This window comes from Achromobacter sp. SD115 (assembly GCF_017355315.1).
GTDB lineage: Bacteria > Pseudomonadota > Gammaproteobacteria > Burkholderiales > Burkholderiaceae_B > Achromobacter > Achromobacter xylosoxidans_B.
Window position 1 is genome coordinate 204,403 of sequence record NZ_JADIJM010000008.1, and the last position, 15,413, is coordinate 219,815.

The 15,413-nt window shown below is 66.7% G+C and carries 12 protein-coding genes; 7 read left to right on the forward strand and 5 right to left on the reverse strand.

Annotation, left to right across the window (positions count from 1 at the left end):
• Positions 1-4: 4 nt before the first annotated feature.
• Both IPU70_RS14070 and gtdA read right to left on the reverse strand, forming a co-directional pair.
• Positions 5-703 (reverse strand): fumarylacetoacetate hydrolase family protein, encoded by a 699-nt coding sequence (locus IPU70_RS14070; protein ID WP_207468066.1) that lies wholly within the window; start codon positions 701-703, stop codon positions 5-7.
• 77 nt (positions 704-780) lie between these two features.
• A complete protein-coding gene (gtdA, locus tag IPU70_RS14075; RefSeq protein ID WP_207468068.1) occupies positions 781-1,833 on the reverse strand; it encodes a gentisate 1,2-dioxygenase in 1,053 nt (350 codons plus the stop codon).
• Between the two features lie 167 nt (positions 1,834-2,000).
• Between gtdA and IPU70_RS14080 the strand changes: the two genes are divergently transcribed.
• Both IPU70_RS14080 and IPU70_RS14085 read left to right on the forward strand, forming a co-directional pair.
• The gene (locus IPU70_RS14080; protein WP_207468069.1) at positions 2,001-2,936 is read left to right on the forward strand and encodes a LysR substrate-binding domain-containing protein; all 936 of its coding nucleotides are present in this window, start codon (positions 2,001-2,003) and stop codon (positions 2,934-2,936) included.
• Complete coding sequence (locus tag IPU70_RS14085) at positions 2,936-3,508, forward strand: hypothetical protein (protein ID WP_207468140.1); 573 nt, start codon at positions 2,936-2,938, stop codon at positions 3,506-3,508. Before IPU70_RS14080 ends, IPU70_RS14085 begins: the two co-directional genes overlap by 1 nt.
• 450 nt (positions 3,509-3,958) lie before the next feature.
• Here the strand turns inward: IPU70_RS14085 and IPU70_RS14090 are convergent, their stop codons facing one another.
• The 3 genes from IPU70_RS14090 to IPU70_RS14100 all read right to left on the reverse strand — a co-directional run bounded on the left by IPU70_RS14090 (position 3,959) and on the right by IPU70_RS14100 (position 9,950).
• A complete protein-coding gene (locus IPU70_RS14090; protein WP_207468071.1) occupies positions 3,959-5,437 on the reverse strand; it encodes an efflux transporter outer membrane subunit in 1,479 nt (492 codons plus the stop codon).
• Positions 5,438-5,512: 75 nt separating this feature from the next.
• A complete protein-coding gene (locus IPU70_RS14095) occupies positions 5,513-8,728 on the reverse strand; it encodes an efflux RND transporter permease subunit (RefSeq protein WP_207468074.1) in 3,216 nt (1,071 codons plus the stop codon).
• A gap of 25 nt (positions 8,729-8,753) precedes the next feature.
• Entirely contained in the window at positions 8,754-9,950 is a 1,197-nt protein-coding gene (locus tag IPU70_RS14100) for an efflux RND transporter periplasmic adaptor subunit (RefSeq protein WP_207468076.1), read from the reverse strand.
• A gap of 384 nt (positions 9,951-10,334) precedes the next feature.
• Here IPU70_RS14100 and IPU70_RS14105 point away from each other — a divergent pair, with 384 nt between their 5' ends.
• The 5 genes from IPU70_RS14105 (at position 10,335) to IPU70_RS14125 (ending at position 15,289) form a co-directional block, all read left to right on the forward strand.
• Positions 10,335-11,402: a LysR family transcriptional regulator gene (locus tag IPU70_RS14105; protein WP_207468077.1), complete on the forward strand. Its 1,068-nt coding sequence runs from the start codon at positions 10,335-10,337 to the stop codon at positions 11,400-11,402.
• A gap of 149 nt (positions 11,403-11,551) precedes the next feature.
• A complete protein-coding gene (locus IPU70_RS14110; protein WP_207468079.1) occupies positions 11,552-12,652 on the forward strand; it encodes an AI-2E family transporter in 1,101 nt (366 codons plus the stop codon).
• Between the two features lie 5 nt (positions 12,653-12,657).
• Entirely contained in the window at positions 12,658-13,428 is a 771-nt protein-coding gene (locus IPU70_RS14115; RefSeq protein ID WP_371818945.1) for a phytanoyl-CoA dioxygenase family protein, read from the forward strand.
• Positions 13,429-13,862: 434 nt separating this feature from the next.
• Positions 13,863-14,396, forward strand: a complete 534-nt coding sequence (locus IPU70_RS14120) for a fimbrial protein (RefSeq protein ID WP_207468081.1) — start codon at positions 13,863-13,865, stop codon at positions 14,394-14,396.
• A 134-nt stretch (positions 14,397-14,530) separates the two neighbouring features.
• On the forward strand, positions 14,531-15,289 hold the full coding sequence (locus IPU70_RS14125; protein ID WP_207468082.1) for a molecular chaperone: 759 nt from the start codon (positions 14,531-14,533) through the stop codon (positions 15,287-15,289).
• Positions 15,290-15,413: the final 124 nt, after the last annotated feature.

A 15,413-nucleotide genomic window follows, 5' to 3' on the forward strand; every position in this document is an offset into this window, starting at 1 on the left:
AGGTTCACACCATCTGCACGCTGAGCGTGCCCAGGCCGTCCACGCCGCCGACCATCTTGTCGCCGCGCACCACCGGACCCACGCCTTCGGGCGTGCCGGTGTAGATCAGGTCGCCGGCTTCCAGGCGGAAGTACTTGGACAGGTAGGCGACGGTCTCGGCGACGGACCAGATCAGCTTGCCGATGTCGCTTCTCTGCTTGTCGGCGCCGTTGACCTGCAACCAGATGGCGGCCTGGTCGATGCCATTGACCGTAGCGGCGGGATACAAGGGGCCGATGGGGGCGCTCAGGTCAAAGGCCTTGCCCAGTTCCCAGGGCCTGCCGGCTTCGCGCATCTTCATCTGCAGGTCGCGGCGGGTCATGTCCAGGCCCACGGCATAGCCCCATACGTGTTGCAGCGCTTGTTCAACGGGGATGTCGGCGCCGCCCTTGCCGATGGCGGCGACCAGTTCGATCTCATAGTGCAGATTGGCGGTCTCGGAAGGATAGGGCAGCGACAGCGTGCTGCCTTCGGCCACCGGCACCACGGCATCGGCCGGCTTGCAGAAGAAGAACGGCGGTTCGCGGTCCGGGTCGAAGCCCATTTCGCGGGCGTGGGCGGCATAGTTGCGGCCGACGCAATAGACGCGGCGCACGGGGAAGCTGTCCTGGCTGCCAGCGACAGGCACGGCGACGGGGGCGGCGGGATCGAAGACGAAAGACATGGGTCACCTTTGATGAATGCGGGGCGGAGCCTGGCATGGCCCCGGCCTGAAACGGAAGAAGAAGGAGAACGCCGGCTTCAGCCGACGCGCGCTTCGCGCCACACGCCCAGCGCGTCCTGCACGGGGCGGTCGGAGTAGCTGAACAGGGTGGCGTCGTCCAGCGCGGCCAGCTGCACGGGCTGCCAGGATGGGGCGACGAAGACGTCGCGCGGACCGAAATGGAATTCCTGGTCGCCGATGCGGGCGGTGCCACGGCCCTCGACCACGCTGTAAACGGTGGAGTCGGTGCTGCGGTACGTCTTGCCCTGGAAGCCGGCGGGCAGGAATTGCATGAAGGTCGCCATGGTCGGCATGGGATAGCCGCCGGTGGCCGGATTCAGGTAGCGCAGCTTCACGCCGTCCCAGGGGTCCAGTTCGCCATGGCGGTAGAGCTGGTCCAGCGCTTCGCGGCTGCGCTCGTAGGGGTAGTTGAAGATGGGCGAGGTGCCGCTGGCGGTCTGGTGGCGCACGGGCGCCATGTTGTGGCCGTAGCGCGCCATGCTGTCGCCCTCGGGGCGGGTCACGGGCTGCGTGGCCGAGGGATAGTTTTCGGCGAAGCCCGCGTCCAGGAAACGCAGCAGCGGGATGTCCAGGCCGTCCAGCCACACGACGGGCTCGCCGCCTTCGGCGGTCTCGGCGTTGCCATGGTCATGCCAGGTCCAGGACGGCGTGATGATGAAGTCGCCGGGATGCATGGTGGTGCGCTCGCCGTTGACCGCGGTATAGGCGCCGCGGCCTTCGACGATGAAGCGCAGCGCCGACTGCGTGTGGCGGTGGCTGGGCGCGATCTCGCCGGGCAGGATCAGCTGCAGGCCCGCATACAGGCTTTGGGTGATGCTGGCCTGGCCGGGCAGGCCGGGATTTTCCAGGATGAGCACGCGCCGCACGGCTTCTTCCGCCGTGATCAGCGAACCGGACGCCATGACGTCGTCGCGTACGTCTTCGTACTTCCAGATGGCGGGGATGCAACGCGGCGCGGGTTCGCGCGGCACCAGGTTGTGCAGCGATTCCCACAGGGGCGCCATGTGCTTCCTGGCGATGCGTGCGTAATAGGCGGCGCGATCCGCGCCGGGGGTGTGACCGTCGGGCATGCTTGTCTCCGGAATGTCCGGCTGGCGCCGGCTTCGCGTGGCCGCCGCTAGGTTCGCGGCTGGTCCTGATATGGAGACGATTATGCGTAAGGAGCTATGTGTTTTGAAATGAAATTATCTTATTATCCATATCAATAAGAATATACATAGACGAGACGAGGGCCTGCATGGACTGGACCCACCGGTTGCGCCTGCGCAATCTGAAAATGCTGCTCAGCCTGGCCCAGACCCGCAACATCAGCCATTCGGCGGCGATGCTCAACACGACGCAGCCGGGCTTGTCCAAGTGGCTGAAGGATCTGGAAGACGATATCGGGCTGCCGCTGTTCGAACGGCACGCGCGCGGCTTGCGGCCCACGCCGCATGGCGACGTGCTGATCACGCACGCCCAGCGGGTGGAAGCGCAGCTGGACCGCGCCAGCGCGGACATGGCGGCGCTGCGCGAGGGCGGCGGCGGCCGGGTGGTGATAGGCGCGTCGGGGGCGTCGGCGTCGGACACGGTGCCGCTGGCGGTGATGAAGCTGCTGGAACGCATGCCGCAGGCGCGGGTGAAGCTGGTGGAGGGCACGACCGATCTGCTGCTGGCGCAGTTGGCGCAGGGCGACCTGGACATCGTGGTGGGGCGTTCCGCGCCTGAGCATCACGACCCGGCCATCCGCTTCGAGGCCTTGTACCTGGAACCCATACACCTGGTGGCGCGGCCGCGCCATCCGCTGTTCGCGATCGAGCAGCCGTCCTGGCCGGATCTGCTGTCCTACCGTTGGATTCTGTGGCCCAAGGGCACGCCCATTCGCAATGCGGTGGACGCGGCGCTGGCCGCGGCGGGGCAGGCGCCGCCGCCAGACCATGTGGAGTCCAATTCGGTGACCATCAATCTCACGCTGATCAACAACAGCGACATGATCGGCGTGGCTTCGCACCGGGCGGCGCTGCGGTTTTCGCAGATGCGGGCGATGCGGATCATTCCGGTGCGTCTGTCGGGTTTCGGGTCGGTGGCGATGTACTGGCGCGAGGACGCGTTCAGGCCGATTGCGGTGGAGGAGGCGATGGCGGCGTTGCGGAGCACGGTGGCGGAACACGCGCCTGGCGCGGCGAGGTCTTGATGGACGCGCCGCGGGCGGGACTGAATGCGTTGATCGCGCAGTGCCGCAAGCTGGAGGCGGCGTTGCCGCAGCAGGACGGGCCGGCCATGTCGGCGGCGATGCATCGCTTCGTGGCGGAGATGGATGCGCGTCGCGCACCGCCGGGGATGTGGTCGCCGCTGGTGTTGGCGGTGCTGGTGATGACGGGCGGGCTGGGCGTGGGGATAGGCGTGCTGAGTCTGTTGCTGCGCGCGGCTGGGCCGGCGCTGGCGGCGTTTGCCTTGGTGCTGGTTTGCGCGGTGACGGCGCTGGCGTTGGCTATCGGGGTGGTGGCGTTCATGGGCGGGCACGCGTTCGGGCTGGTGGTGCTGAAGCGGCTGGCCTTGGGGTTGATCGCTATTGGGTTTCTGGGGGTGATTGCCTGGACGCAGGGGGATGTGCGGGCTGTCGGGCCTGTGGTGGCTTTGCTGGCGGGGTTGGGGGCTTGGCTGGTGCTTAATAGCAATGGGTTTTATGTGTTTGCTGGGTATCAGATGGCTCGTCGGTATGGAGCGTGGGGGGTGAGGGGTTTGTGGGGGCGTGTGGGCTCTTGAAGCGTTTGTTGCGTTCTTGTGGCGCCTGTCGAGTTCTTATGACGCCTGTCGAGTTCTTGTGACGCCTGTCGCGTCGGTGGCCTGCGGGGCGCGGGGCAACGATTGCGGTCCGGAGCGTTCGCTCCGGACTGCCCCTGCCTCATCCTCGTCACCGCCTGCGGCGGCTCCTTCGGATTCCGTTGGGCTTATCGACGCCCCGCGCCCCGCAGGCCACCGACGCGACAGGCTCCGTCGGTTGAATCTTCACGGGCGCTGGGCCGGTCAGTGTGCTTGGCGTTCTGGCCACGGATAGTGGGTGTTGGCGTGTCTTGCGGGGCCCGCCCCAAAAGGCCGCGCGGGCGGCCTTTTGGGGCATACGCTTTGGCTTGCTGTGGCGGTTGTGGTTGGTTGCGGTTGCAGTTGCCGTCGCTTTTGTTTTGCCCTTGCCCTTGCCCTTGCGGGCCTTGCTCTTTATTTGGCCGCCACCGTCTCCGGCGGCACCGGGTTCTCCCAGCCGCCGCCGATGGCGCGGATCAGGCCTACGGCGGAACGGGCTTGTTCGCCGTTCAGTTGTACCGAGACGCGCTGTTGCAGCAGCACGCTGCGGTCGGCTTCGATCACGTCGAGGAAGCTGATGGAGCCTTCGCGGTATTGCGTGTGCGAGAGTTTCGCAGCGCGGGCGGCGGCGTCGACGGCGGCGTCTTGCGCCTTGGTCTGGTCGGCCAGGATGCGCAGGTTGGCCAGGTTGTCTTCCACTTCGCGGAATGCGTTCAGTACGGTTTGGCGGTAGACGGCGACGTCCTCTTCGTAGACGGCGCGGGCGCGGTCCAGGCCGGCCTGGCGGCGGCCGCCGTCGAAGATGGGCATGGACAGCGCGGCGCCGACCAGCGGGCCTAGTAGGAAGGTGCGGCTGGACCACTGGAACAGGTTGCCCAGGTCCGAGGACTCGTAGCCGAAGGCGCCGGTGATGTCCAGGCGCGGGAAGAAGGCGGACTTGGCCGCGCCCACGCGGGCGTTGGCGGCGGCCATGGCGCGTTCGGCGGCGGCGATGTCGGGGCGGCGTTCCAGCAGGGTGGACGGCAGGCCGGCGGGGATCGATAGCGCGACCTTCTGGATCGGCTGCGGGGGCATGGCGAAGTCGGCGGGGGCGCGGCCCAGCAGCACGGCCAGGGCGTGTTCGGAGGCGGCGCGGCGGCGGTCGATGCCCAGGGCTTCGGATTGCGCGCTGGCGAGTTCGGCCTTGGCGCGGGCCAGGTCGAGTTCGCTGATGTCGCCGGCGTCGTAGCGGCGCTGGATCAGTTGCAGGGTGTCGGTGCGCAGCTTGACCGTCTGGCGGTAGAGCTGCGATTCGGCGTCCTGTTCGCGCACCAGGAAGTAGGTGGTGGCGACGTCGGCCTGCAGGGCCAGCAGCACGGAGCGATACAGGGCCTCGCTTTGCTGGGCGTCGGCGCTGGCGGCGTCGTAGGTGGAGGCGACGCGGCCGAACAGGTCGGCTTCATAGGACACGGCGCCTTGCGCGCGCCAGGTGGTGACCGGGCTGGTCGAGGTGCCGTCCGGCAAGCCTTGCGACACGGCCGAGGGGCGCTGGCGGTTGGGGCCGAAGGCGGCGTCCAGGTTGGGGAAGAAGCCGGCGCGGGCTTCGCGTTGCAGCGCGCGCGACTGGGTCAGGCGGGCGGCGGCGGCTTGCAGGTTCTGGTTGGCCTGCTGGGCTTCTTCCTGCAACTGGTTCAGGCCTTCGTCGCCGAATATCTTCCACCAGGCGCCGCGCAGCGCGTCTTCCGACGGCTCGGCGGTCTTCCAGGTGCCGGCTTCGGAGGCCGGCAGGGCGGCTTCCTTGAAGGCCGCGGGCACCGCGGCCGAGGGCCGTTCGTAGGTGGGGCCCACCGCGCAGCCGGCCAGCACGAGCAGGACGGCAAGCAGGGCGGAACCGCGGGTCAGTCTTTTGATCATGATGACTATTCTCTTGTGGGCGCCTCCCGCCGCGGGGGCGGGAGGCGCTGACTATGCTTCTTCTGGTCTGCCGGCTCAGGCCTGGTGTTGCGTGGAGGGCGGCGCGTTCGGATCCAGGTGCGGCACGCACACGGGAGCCTCGTGCGGTGCGGCCGAGTGCAGCGTCTTGCCGCCCAGCGTGCGCAGCAGCACGTAGAACACCGGGGTCAGGAACAGGCCGAACAGGGTCACGCCCAGCATGCCGAAGAACACGGCGATACCCATGGCCTGGCGCATTTCAGAGCCTGCGCCCGAGGACAACACCAGCGGCACCACGCCCATGATGAACGCGATGGACGTCATCAGGATGGGGCGCAGGCGCAAGCGGCTGGCCTCGATGGCGGCTTCCAGCGGGCTGCGGCCGTTCATTTCCAGTTCGCGGGCGAATTCCACGATCAGGATCGCGTTCTTCGCCGACAGCCCCACCAGCACCATCAAGCCGATCTGCGTGAAGATGTTGTTGTCGTTGCCGGTCAGGTAGACGCCCGTCAGCGCGGCCAGGATGCTCATCGGCACGATCAGGATCACGGCCAGCGGCAGGGTCAGGCTTTCGTACAGGGCGGCCAGCACCAGGAACACGAGCAGCACGCTGATCGGGAACACCCACAGGCCGGCGTTGCCCGCCAGGATCTGCTGGTAGGTCAGGTCGGTCCACTCCATCTTCATGCCGCGCGGCAGGGTCTCGGCGGCCACGCGTTCGGCCGCGGCCTGGGCCTGGTCGGACGAGTAGCCGGGCGCCGGACCGCCGTTGATGTCGGCGGCGGTGTAGCCGTTGTAGCGCACCACCATTTCCGGACCAAAGGTCTGGTTGACCGTGACCAGCGAGGACAGCGGCACCATTTCGCCGGCGGCGTTGCGGGTTTTCAGTTGCAGGATGTCGTCGGCGTGCGCGCGGAATTGCGCGTCGGCTTGCGCCCGCACCTGGAAGACGCGGCCGAAACGGTTGAAGTCGTTGACGTACATCGAGCCCAGGTAGATCTGCATGGTGTCGAACACTTCCGTCACCGGCACGCCCAGCTGTTTGGCCTTGACGCGGTCCAGGTCCACGTCCAGTTGCGGCACGTTGATCTCGTAGCTGGAGAAGGCGGGGCCCAGTTCCGGCGTCTGGCGCGCTTTTTCCAGGAAGGCTTGCTTGGCCTTGTCCAGTTCGGCGTAGCCGGCGGCGCCGCGGTCCTCGATCTGGAACTTGAAACCGCCCAGCGTGCCCAGGCCCATCACGGGCGGGGGCGGGAACACGGCGATGAACGAGTCCTGGATGGCTGCGAACTTCTGGTTGAGCGAGCCCGCGATGGCATCGCCCGACAGCGCCGCGCCCTTGCGTTCTTTGAAGGGCTTGAGCGTGACGAACACGATGCCGGCGCTGGAGCTGTTGGTGAAGCCGTTGATCGACAGGCCGGGGAAGGCGATGGTGCTCTGCACGCCGGGTTCCTTCAGGGCGATGTCGCTCATGCGGCGGATCACCGCTTCGGTGCGGTCCAGCGAGGCGCCGTTGGGCAGTTGCGTGAAGGCGATCAGGTACTGCTTGTCCTGCGCGGGTACGAAGCCGCCAGGCACCAGGTAGGAGACGCCGATGGTGGCGGCCACCAGCACGGCGTACACGCCCATGGCGCCGGCCTTGCGGCGGATCACGCTGGCCACGCCCGTGCCGTAGGACTCGGACGCGCGGCCGAACATATTGTTGAACCAGTTGAAGAAGCGGCCGAAGACGCGGTTCATGCCACGGGTCAGCCAGTCAGGCTTGTCGTGATGGCTCTTGAGCAGGATGGCCGACAGCGCGGGCGACAGGGTCAGCGAGTTGAAGGCCGAGATCACCGTCGAGATGGCAATGGTCATGGCGAACTGCTTGTAGAACTGGCCGGTCAAGCCCGTCATGAAGGCCAGCGGCACGAACACCGCGCACAGGGTCAGCGCGATGGCGATGATGGGGCCGCTGACTTCGCGCATGGCGCGGTAGGTCGCGTCGCGCGGACTCAAGCCCGCCGCGATGTTGCGCTCCACGTTTTCCACCACCACGATGGCGTCGTCCACCACGATGCCGATGGCCAGCACCATGCCGAACAGCGAGAGCGCGTTGATGGAATAGCCGAACATCAGCAGCAGCGCGAAGGTACCCACGATGGACACCGGCACCGCCAGCAGCGGAATGATCGACGCGCGCCAGGTCTGCAGGAACAGGATCACCACCAACACCACCAGGGCGATTGCTTCCAGCAGCGTGGTCACCACGGCTTCGATGCTGGCGCGCACGAATTGCGTGGGGTCGTATTCGATGCGGTATTCCACGCCGGGCGGGAAGTCCTGCTCCAGTGCGGCCATGGCGGCGCGCACCTGGCTGGACACGTCCAGCGCGTTGGCGCCGGGCGACTGCATGATGCCCATGCCGACGGCCTGCTTGTTGTCCAGCAGCGAGCGCAAGCCGTATTCCTGGGCGTCCAGCTCGACGCGGGCCACGTCCGACAGGTAGGTCACGGCGCCGTCGGGCGAGGTCTTCAGGATGATGTCGCGGAATTCTTCTTCGCTTTGCAGGCGGCCGCGGGCGTTCACGTTGAGTTGCAGCGGCACGTCGCCCAGCGTCGGGGACGCGCCGATGACGCCGGCGGCGACCTGCACGTTCTGCTCGCGGATGGCGTTGACGACCTCGGTGGCGGTCAGGCCGCGCTGGGCGACCTTTTGCGGGTCCAGCCAGACGCGCATGGAATAGTTGCCCGAGCCCCACACGGTCACTTCGCCCACGCCCGTGATGCGGGCCAGGCGGTCCTTGACGTTCAGGATGGCGTAGTTGCGCAGATAGGTGATGTCGTAGCGGTCATTGGGCGAGATCAGGTGCACCACCAGCGTCAGCGTGGGCGAGCTCTTGGCCGTGGTCACGCCCAGGCGCTGCACGTCCGGCGGCAGGCGCGGCAGCGCCTGCGACACGCGGTTCTGCACCAGCTGCTGGGCCTTGTCCGGATCCACGCCCAGCTTGAAGTTCACCGTCAGGGTCAGGTTGCCGTCGCTATTGGCCTGCGACTGCATGTACAGCATGTCCTCGACGCCGTTGATGGATTCCTCCAGCGGCGAGGCCACGGTTTCGGCGATGACCTTGGGGTTGGCGCCCGGATACTGCGCGCGCACGACCACGGACGGCGGCACCACTTCCGGATATTCGGAGATGGGCAGCTGGAACATGGCCAGAAGGCCCGCCAGCAGCACCAGGACCGACAGCACGCCGGCGAAGATCGGCCGGTCGATGAAGAATTTCGAGATATTCATGAACGTTCTCGTTAGACGCGCCGGCTCAGTTCAGCGTGGCCGAGGCGGTCTTGACCGGGTTGCGTTGGGCCGCAACCATGGGGACGACGGTGGGGGTCACGGCATCGCCGGGACGGATGCGTTGCAAACCGTTGACGACGATGCGTTCGCCGGCGGCAAGGCCCGAATCGACCACGCGCAGGCCCTCCTGGTTGGCGCCCAGCTTGATCTGGCGGTAGACGGCGTGGTTCTTGTCGTCCAGCACCAGCACATAGCGCTTGTCCTGGTCGGTGCCGATGGCTTTTTCGTCGATCAGCACGGCCTGGCGCGGTTCGCTGCCGCCCAGGCGGACGCGGGCATACAGGCCGGGCAGCAGCATGCCGTCGGCGTTGTCGAATTCGGCTCGCACGCGGATCGTGCCGGAGGTGGTGTCCAGGCGGTTGTCCACGGACTGCACGACACCGGTGCGCGAATAGCCTTCCTCGTTGGCCAGGCCCAGCTCCACCGGCACGGCGCCGCTGCGGCCGCCGCGCGCGGGGTTCACGTAGCGCAGGAAGGTCTGCTCGTCCACGTCGAACGAGGCGTACATCTTGGAGACCGACACCAGCCGGGTCAGCGGCACCGAGGCGGCGCCGGCTGCCACCACGTTGCCCACGGTGACCTCGGCGCGCGACACGCGGCCGGCCACGGGGGCTTCGATGCGGGTGTAGCCGAGGTTCAGCTTGGCATAGTCCAGCGCCGCTTGCGCGCCCTGCAGGTTGGCGGCGGCTTCGCGCGCGGCGTTCTGCTTTTCCTCGAAGTCGCGGCGGGCGATGGCGTTATCGGTCAGCAGGCGCTGGCCGCGGGCCAGTTCGGTGGCGGTGTACGAGGCGCGGGCTTTCGCGGCGGTCAGCGCGGCAGCGGCGCGGTCGACCTCGGCCGCATAGGGGCGCGGATCGATGGTGAAGAGCACGTCGCCCTTCTTGACGATGCTGCCGTCCTGGAAGTGCACGGCGGTGAGGGTGCCCGACACCAGGGGACGGATGTCGACGCGGTCGATGGCTTCCAGGCGGCCGGAGTAGCGCTGCCAATCCACGATGGTCTTATTGAGCACCTCGGCTACCTCGACCGGGGGCGCGGCGGGGGCGGTCTGCGCCTGGGCGGCGTTGGCGCCGGCGGGAGCACGGAACAGGGCGTAACCGCCGCCGGCGGCGATGACGGCTGCAAATACGGCGAGCACAGCAATACGATTGCGCGAAACCATGGTGTTTCCTTGAGAGATGATGGGGCGAAAGCGCGCTTGCCTGGGGGAGCCTTGGGGGCGGGAGGCGGCCGTGGCGGTGTGGGCAGGCCTGTCCTCAGGATCCGGTGGAAATGCTGCGATGCAACATGCAATACTGCTGCGCATCCCAGGCAAAGGCGCCTGGTCGGGGCGGGTCTTTGCGGTTACCGGAATCTGAGGGTAGGCATGCCCTTTGACGGCGCCTGGCGGCAAGGGCACTTCAAGATGGTTTGCATTCTGAGCGGTTTAGGGGGGCGGATAAACCCGTATGTTTCGGCAACACTAGTCGTCAAGGTCGACTAATCAACGCCGAAAACGGGTTATGCTCCGTCCACACCGACTATTTCCCAAAAGGACACCGTCGCCATGGACCGTTTTCAGGCTATGCAGGTGTTTGTGCGCGTCGTCGACGCCAACAGCTTCACGCGGGCGGCCGACAGCCTCTCGCTGCCGCGCACCACCGTCACCACCATCATCCAGAACCTCGAACGCCTTTTGGGCGTGCGTCTGCTCAACCGAACCACGCGCCGTATCGGCCTGACGCCCGACGGCGCCGGCTATTACCAGCACTGCGTGCGCATCCTGGCCGACGTCGAGGAAACCGAGGCCTGCTTCCAGGAAGCGGCCCTGCGCCTGAAGGGCAGGCTGCGCATCGACGTGCCTACTTGCATCGGACGCTTGATCCTGATTCCCTCATTGTGTGATTTCCACGACAAATACCCTGACGTGGAGCTGGTGCTGGGCTTGGGCGACCGTCCGGTCGACATGGTGCAGGAGGCCGTGGATTGCGTGATCCGCGCCGGCGACCTGGAAGATTCCAGCCTGGTCGCGCGCCGTATCGGCACGCTGCAGACCGTGACCTGCGCATCCCCCACCTATGTGGCGCGCCACGGCCTGCCGCAGACCATCGACGAGCTGCGCGACCATCACGCCGTGCACTATTTTTCCAGCCGTACCGGCCGCAATTGCGCCTGGGACTTCAGGGTCGACGGCAAGCACCAGGAAGTGGAAATGAAGGGCGTGGTGTCGGTGAACGAGGCCGGCGCCTACCTGGATTGCGGGCTGAAGGGCTTCGGCCTGATCCAGACCGCCCGTTACATGGCGCTGCCGCACCTGCAATCGGGCGAGCTCATCGAAGTGCTGCCGCAATGGAAGCCCAGCCCCACCGCGATCTCGGTGCTCTACCCGCAAAGCCGCCAGTTGTCGCCCAAGGTGCGCGCCTTTGCCGACTGGACCGCCGAATTGTTCGCCAGCTGCCCGCTCTTGAGCGGCCGCGACGAGACCGATCCGGCGGCCGCCAACTGCGGCGTCTACGCGCGCCAGGTCAGCCAGGCGAACACCCTGGCGTCCACCGCGCCCAGGCCGGCGCTGGAGGAATACCTGCCGCCGCGCCGCCGCAGCGCGCGCGAAGAGGCTGCCGAGTACGCCCTGTAAGCGTCTGGCACGGAGGGCGGATGCGCCCTCCGCCCAGGGGGCACGGGAAACCCCGTAGTAAATACAGGCCTTGTGTCCCTCGATTTGCATGAAACGTCTGTATAGTCCGACAGTCAAAGCCTACAACGCCCTTACTGTCGATCCGCTCCATGCAGCCTGTACTACCCGCTTACCTGATCGCCCGTTGGCTTTTGTTGCTCGTGCTGCTGGCGGGGGTGTACTTCCTTAGCGGTTTCCTGGTCCCCGCGCTCGCCGCGCTCATCATCGGCCTGGCCAGCTGGCCCCTGTACCAACGCCTGGTCGCCCGCTGCGGCGGCCGCACCGCGCTGGCCGCCTCGCTGGCGCTGCTGGTGGTGATCGTGGTGCTGATCGTGCCGATGTCACTGGCGCTGTCCTACGCCATCAAGGAAGCCAGCACCTTCTTCGCCTGGGCCATTGCGGCCAATCGCCATGGCGTGGACGTGCCCAACTGGATCACCTCCATGCCGGTAGTGGGCGAGCGCCTGGGCCAGTATTGGGAAGCCTACATCGGCCAGCCGCATGCGCTGGGCGCCCTGGTCGAGGCCGTCAGCGGCGAGCACCTGGGCAATATCTACCGCATGGTCCTGGCGGCCACCGGCAACGTGTTCCAGCTGCTGCTGACGGTGTTGTTCATGCTGATCACGCTGTTCTTCGTCTACAAGGACGGCATCCGCATGGTGGCCCAGCTGGACGTGCTGGGCGAACGCATCCTGCCCGCGCGCTGGCAGCGTTTTTCGCGCGTGGTGCCGGCCACCATCAACTCCACCGTTACCGGCATGGGCCTGATCGCCCTGGGCGAAGGCCTGGTGCTGGGTATCGCCTACTGGGTGGCGGGCGTGCCATCGCCGGTGCTGCTGGGCGTGGTCACGGGCTTCATGGCGCTGATACCCGGCGGCGCGCCGCTGTCGTTCACCTTGGTGTCGCTGTATCTGGTCGGCTCGGGCCACGTGGTGGCGGGCATCGCCCTGATGGTCTGGGGCAGCGTGGAGCTCTTCATCGTCGACAAGACCCTGCGCCCGCGGCTGGTGGGCGGGCCGGTCAAGCTGCCTTTCCTGCCGACCTTTTTCGGCCTGGTGGGCGGCGTGAAGACCATGGGCATCGTCGGGCTGTTCGTCGGTCCGGTGCTGATGGCCCTGCTGGTGGCGGTGTGGCGCGAATGGGTGCACCATGAGGTACAGGAACGCGATGCCGCCCGTATTAATCCTCCTGCCCAACCCCCTGCAACCTGAATGCCATGTTGTTGCCTGATGATCAGATAGCCGTCCTGCGCGAGCAGGGCTTCGTGGTGGCGCGCCAGTTCGCCAGCCCGGAACAGGTGGCGGCGCTGCGCGCCATAGCCGAACGCCATTTGCGCGAGCACATCGCGCCCATCGAATACGAAGCCGACCTGCGCTACCCCGGCGCGCCCGAGTCGCGCGCCGCCGAAGGTGGGCAGACCGTGCGTCGCCTGCTGAGCGCCTACGCCCGCGATCCGCTGTTCACGCAATGGGCCACCGATGCCCGCATCGGCCAGTGGCTGGGACGCTACTTCGGCGAAACGCCGGTGCTGTCCACCGTGCACCACAACTGCGTGATGACCAAGCGCCCGGCCTACGGCAGCCTGACGGGCTGGCACCAGGACATCCGCTACTGGTCGTTTTCCGACACGGATCTGGTTTCCACCTGGCTGGCGCTGGGCCCGGAAACCCGTGCCAACGGCGGCCTGTCGTTCATCCCAGGTTCGCACGCTGCCGCCTTCGCGCCTGAACAGTTCGACCCGCAGAAGTTCTTCCGGGACGACGCGCCCCAGAACGCCGAATGGATCGCGCGCGCGGTCTGTCCGGAACTGCAGGCAGGCGACGTGGTGTTCTTCCATTGCCGCACGCTGCACGCGGCCCAGGGCAACAGCAGCGACCGCGTCAAGCTGTCGCTGGTGCACACCTATCATCCGCAGTCCTGTCATCCGCTGCCGGGCACGCGCTCGGCCAGCCAGCCGGGCGTGCCGCTGTCGATCCAGGCGGCTTGATCACGGGGTAGCGCTGCGGACCGCGGCGCTACCTGGCCATTCCGGGGTCGCGGCTGCGGCCCCGTCTTCCCGCCCGCCGTTCTGCGGGGCGCGGCACTCATGAATTGATCCTTGCCTGGCGCCCCAACCGCGCGAGGCCAGAGGCGTCGTCCCTCATTTTTCCTTCCGTGCTTTCTTCAAGGCAGGCCCGTCTGCGGACACCTTTCCTGGGGCTGCCTGGGCCATAAACAAGAAATGGGCCTAGTCCTATGCCTTGCGCGGATCGGAGAGGACTAGCCCGATGTGCAGCGTATGTCGCGAAATCTAGCATTCAGTTGTTGAGTTCGCGGACTGAAAAAAGGCTTCCCCAAGGGCACTGCATTCACAAGCGCACGCAGCAAAGACTCGCCGGCAACGGCGATTCCTTTCACCTCAAACTCCATCGCAAAGACATCATGAAAAAGAACCTTCTGACCGCCGCTCTGGCCATCGCCGGCCTGGCCACCTTCGCCAGCGCCCACGCCGCTGACGGCACCATCGAATTCACCGGCAACATCACCGCTAACACCTGCGCCATCAACGGCGGCAACGGCGGCGAGAACTTCACCGTGGCGCTGCCCACCGTGTCGGCCAAGACGCTGGAAACCGCGGGCGCCACCGCCGGTCGCACGCCGTTCAAGATCGCGCTGACCAACTGCACCGATGACCAGCCGGTCTCGGTTCATTTTGAAGGCGGCCCCACCGTCTCGCAAGAAACCGGCCGCCTGACGGTCGACGCCGGCGGCGCCAACAAGGTCGAACTCGGCCTGTTGAACAACTCGTTCGGCGAAATCAAGGCCGGCGCGGCCATTGGCCAGCAGAACTCGCAGACGGTGACGCTCGCCGGCGGCAAGGCTGACCTGGACTACTTCGTCGAATACCACTCGCTGGGTGGCGCCACCGCCGGTGCCGCTAATTCGCGCGTGCAGTACTCGATCTCCTACCAGTAATGCGCCGACTCGGCGGCCGCCTCCCCGGGGCCGCCGAGGCGCGTGTTTCCCTGCAAGCCGTTTCACCCCGCTCCCCGAGACGGCTTGGAAGGAAACCCATCATTCACACAGCATTCACCACCAAGGGCCACATCATGAAAACTCTACGCCGCACCCTGATGGCCGCCGCAGCGCTCGCCGCGGGCTGTATCGCAATCCAGGCGCAGGCCAGCGTTGTCATCGCCAGCACTCGCGTGATCTATCCGGCGCAAGAGCGCGAAGTCACGATCAAGCTGAGCAATGACGGCCGCGCACCGGCCCTGGTGCAGGCCTGGCTGGACGACGGCAACATCACCGACGCGCCGGAAACGTTGAAGGTCCCCTTCGTGCTGACGCCCGCGATCTTCCGCGTAGACCCCGGCAAGGGGCAGACGCTGAGGATGATCCACACCAAGGAGACGATGGCACAGGACAAGGAAAGCCTGTTCTGGCTCAACGTGCTGGAAGTCCCGCCCAAGCCCCAGGCCGGCGAGGATGCAAACCGCCTGCAGATCGCCTTTCGCACGCGCATCAAGGTGATGTACCGCCCGCAAGGCCTGCAAGGCCAGGCCGACGAGGCGCCGGCACAGTTGCGTTGGGAGGTGACTTCCGCCCAGTCCGGCAAGGGCTACGCGCTGAAGGCAAGCAATCCCACGCCGTACGTCGTGAACCTAGGCAAGATCAGTCTGCAGTCCGGCGGGCAGTCCTTCGACGCGGGCGCCGGCCATGTCAAGCCGGGCGAGTCCGCGCTCTTCCCCATCGCGGGGATGGCGTCGGCGCCGGCTGCTGGCGACCAGGTCAAGTTCAACAGCATTAACGACTGGGGCGCGAACGTCGAAGGCTCGCAGCCCTTGACGTCGGGCGTCGCGCGCTAAGTCTGATGGCCGCATAAACGCGGCCCACCCTTCATGACCAAGCTTCTTTGATGGATGCCGGCAACGGCATCCCCAGGGAGAGTCTTGCTCCGCGTTTTTGTCCTGTCCTTTTTTTCACGCCGCT